Source organism: Arthrobacter parietis, assembly GCF_039530425.1.
Lineage (GTDB): Bacteria > Actinomycetota > Actinomycetes > Actinomycetales > Micrococcaceae > Arthrobacter_D > Arthrobacter_D parietis.
Window position 1 is genome coordinate 1 of sequence record NZ_BAAAON010000006.1, and the last position, 3629, is coordinate 3629.

A 3629-nucleotide genomic window follows, 5' to 3' on the forward strand; every position below is an offset into this window, starting at 1 on the left:
CACTTATCCGCGCTGCTCACGCGGCGGCCGTCGATGAAGGTCTTTACACCGGGCAGATCCGACGGCGTCAGGTTCGCGTACTCCGCGTGGTTCGCCTGCACGACGGCAGCGTCCACGGGCTCGCCGACATGGTACGCATCAAAACCAAGGGAGGAGAGCTCCTCATCGGTATACATCGGATCGTGAACCAGTACCCTCGCGCCGCGCTCCTTCAGCGCCTCCACCGTCGCGAAGACACCTGAGAAAGCCGTTTCCTTGACCTCACCGCGGTAGGCAGCGCCCAGCACGACGACGGTCGCACCGCCCAGATCCCCATGGGCGCCTTCCAGCAGCCCAATCGTGTACTCCGGCATCCCCGCATTGGCTTCCCGGGCGGCCCGCACGACCGTTGCCGAAGGATCATTCCACAGATACAGACGCGGATAGACAGGAATGCAGTGGCCCCCCACCGCAATACCCGGCTGGTGGATGTGGCTGTACGGCTGGGAATTGGATGCCTCGATGACCTGATAGATGTCTATTCCGGCGGTCGCGGCGAAGCGGGCGAACTGATTCGCCAGGCCGATATTCACATCGCGATACGTCGTCTCGGCGAGCTTGGCAAGCTCCGACGCTTCGGCTGACCCGAGGTCCCAGACGCCGTTGCCGCGAACAAGGTCGGGACGGTCATCGAAATCGAGGACTGCCTCGTAAAATTCAACGGCTTTTTTGGCGCCGTCGTCGGAAAGCCCACCAACAAGCTTGGGATATTTGCGGAGATCTTCGAAGACACGTCCGGTCAATACACGCTCCGGTGAGAACACCAGATGGAAGTCCTTGCCTTCGACAAGACCGGAGCCCTCCTCCAGCATCGGCTTCCATCGGGTGCGGGTGGTACCCACCGGGAGGGTTGTCTCATAGGAGACGAGTGTGCCCGGAGTAAGATGCTTGGCCAGCTCGGCCGTGGCCCCATCCATCCAGCCGAAGTCAGGGTTGGCATCGGCATCAACAAACAAGGGCACCACCAGAACGACGGCATCAGCGCCAGGAACGGCATGCCCGTAGTCCGTTGTGGCCCTGAGCTTGCCCGCTGGCACCAGCTCGGACAGCTTCTCCTGCAGGTGCGCTTCACCCGGGAACGGCTCAACCGCGTTATTGATCGACTCTACAACCTGCGCATTGACGTCCACGCCCACGACCTCGTGGCCCTTCGACGCGAACTGGACTGCCAACGGCAGACCGATCTTCCCAAGGGCAATGACAGCAATTTTCACGGTGAAGGAGACCTCTTCTACGTTGCTTACGCTCAACCAGCATTCGATCACCAACACTATCCTTCCGGGCGCAGAATCCCCGCGTTAGTCAGGGATCGATGAAGTCATGTGCGATTTGGTATTGAGGGGACCCGCTTGGCCTCGTTGCCGGCCGTCTCTACTACCCCAGCACCTCGGCGGCCTCAAGCCACTCATAGCCAACAATGGCGCCGGGGCGAACACCAACGGCGTGCGGATTGCTGAAACGGCACCACGGCTGCAAACCGACACCATCATCATGGGTAACGACTTTGCGGAGTCACCAACTCGGCGAAGGTTCTCAACATGCTCGGAACGCCCAAAATCGTCGCTAATCTCGGCTTGGCGGACTCGGACGCCTAACTCATCTATCGGCGATTGCTGTCGGGGTCGCTGAGGATAGTCCAAAGACATCACCGGAGGCCTCTACTCCCTTCGAGGACCAGCCCCAATAGGGAGTTGGCTGCGGAACCAAGCGGGGAGAGGTAGGTCGTCATGGATGACCTTCTCCCATACGTCCCTGTGGCGTCACGGAACCCTCGCCCCAACTGGTAGAGCTTCAGGCTCAGCTGCTGTGAACGCCAGATCCAGGTCGCCGTCAGGCTAGATGCCAAGTGCCGAAACGATAACACCTCGCAATACAACCGGTAGTGTGGGAACACTGAGAATCCACGCCGACCGGGGGACGGATGAGCGCCGAAACGAATTTTATGACGAACGAACTTGAAGTTGGGTTGCCCCCACTCCAAGCGTCACGTAAAGCCGTCTGGGACTATTACCGGATCGAGTTCTTACCGAGCGGGTACCCTGGCCGACGCCACGATGGTGAACTCCAGGCGCACCCCATCTATGGGCCATATGTTATCTCCGACTACGTGGCCCAGTACCGCAAAACCAAGGATCCGGTTTTCCTCGAAGCCGCCTGCAAAGTCGCCGACGCCGCCATTGGCCAGATGACAGCCGTCAAAGCCGGACTAGTCTTCATGTACGACCAAGCAAAAACGAACGTATCCAGCAAGAAGGGCGTGTTCTACAGCGGGCTCACACAGTCCCGCTACATCGAGGTTCTCAGCAAGCTCATGACCCTGCCGGGAACCGAGCGGTTCAGTGAGCCACTGCATGCGGTCCTCGCCAGCCTCACTATCCCGATCAAGGACGGCGGAGTGGCACGCTGGACCCGCAACGGAGGCCTCGTCATCGAGGAATACCCGGGGGCCATGCCGGACCTCACCCTCAACGGGTGGACAACCGCGACATGCATCGTAATGGACTTCGCAAAGCGAAACGATGACGAGCAGGCCAGGGAAGTGTTCGAGAAGTCCGTGCGAGGGCTAGAGGAACTCGTGCCGCTATACGACGTACCCGAGCTGGCCAACTCCCGCTACAGGCTCACCGGCCCAGCTACCTTCAAACTTTCAGCGGAAGACTCCGACCTGGAAGTGTTCGACTGCAGGATTGTCATCCCAGGGAGCGGGACTTACCCAGCGAATATGGAGGGCGACCCTGCGGGTAAGGTGCTCCACGGCGGGCCGCTTGCTATCCGATACGGGGAAGCTCACACAATAGCGGTTTCCCTGAGCAGGCTTTCATGGCCGGACTCTAACAGGCTCACGATGTGGATTCGCTCCACCCAGGATGGCCGGCTCAAACTGGCTATTGGCGAGGGGGCGTACGACCCATTAGCTAGGGCACCGCGAGCCAAAACGTACAGGGATCTCCAAACAGTCGAAGTGCACAAAGGATGGAACATCATCGACGTGGAGATCCCCTGGCGTGACGCAGAGTTGATCGCCTATCCCACGAACTTCGGCAAGAAGATCACTGGTCGGCAGTTCAACCAGTACCACTTCATCCACATAGATACTCTCGGGAAAATCGTCGCTGAGACCGGCAGTGAAGTCCTCCGCCAGTACCACCAGAAGTGGGAGCAGTACCCTACGCAGTGGGCAGACATCGCCGAGTACCAGGACGAACGTCTAATGCTCGATCGGTTCGACGCAAAGAAACACAAATAGTGTTGCCGCAACCCGCACACAGAAAGGCCGCTCAACCTTCGTTGGGTGGCCTTTTTTCGTACCCAGAAGATGCCGCAGATAAAACCGGATTAGTGCAGCGGCTGCTCATGGGAAAAGATTAATACATTGCCGTGCGACCGGTGGAGGAACAGCCCAGCCGACGAAAACGACCGCCCCGAGACGATTTCCGCAAGAGATAGACAATATCGTTACTCCTCCAGTACCTCGGCAGCCTCCAGCTGGTTGGACCCCCGTTAGCAGTCCAGCGTCTATGCGATAGCTAATTGGTTTTCTTGCGTCCAGTTTTCTCAGTAGCGTTTCGGCGTCATGCCGGCCAGGGATC

2 protein-coding genes are annotated in these 3629 nt (G+C 59.1%); one reads left to right on the forward strand and one right to left on the reverse strand.

Features of this window, described 5'->3' with window-relative positions:
* Positions 1 to 1253, reverse strand: a 1253-nt coding sequence (locus tag ABFX19_RS14685) for a nucleotide sugar dehydrogenase (RefSeq protein WP_346028757.1), incomplete at its 3' end; no start/stop codon positions are given.
* Between the two features lie 707 nt (positions 1254 to 1960).
* Here ABFX19_RS14685 and ABFX19_RS14690 point away from each other — a divergent pair.
* Complete coding sequence (locus tag ABFX19_RS14690) at positions 1961 to 3286, forward strand: D-glucuronyl C5-epimerase family protein (protein ID WP_346028756.1); 1326 nt, start codon at positions 1961 to 1963, stop codon at positions 3284 to 3286.
* Positions 3287 to 3629: the final 343 nt, after the last annotated feature.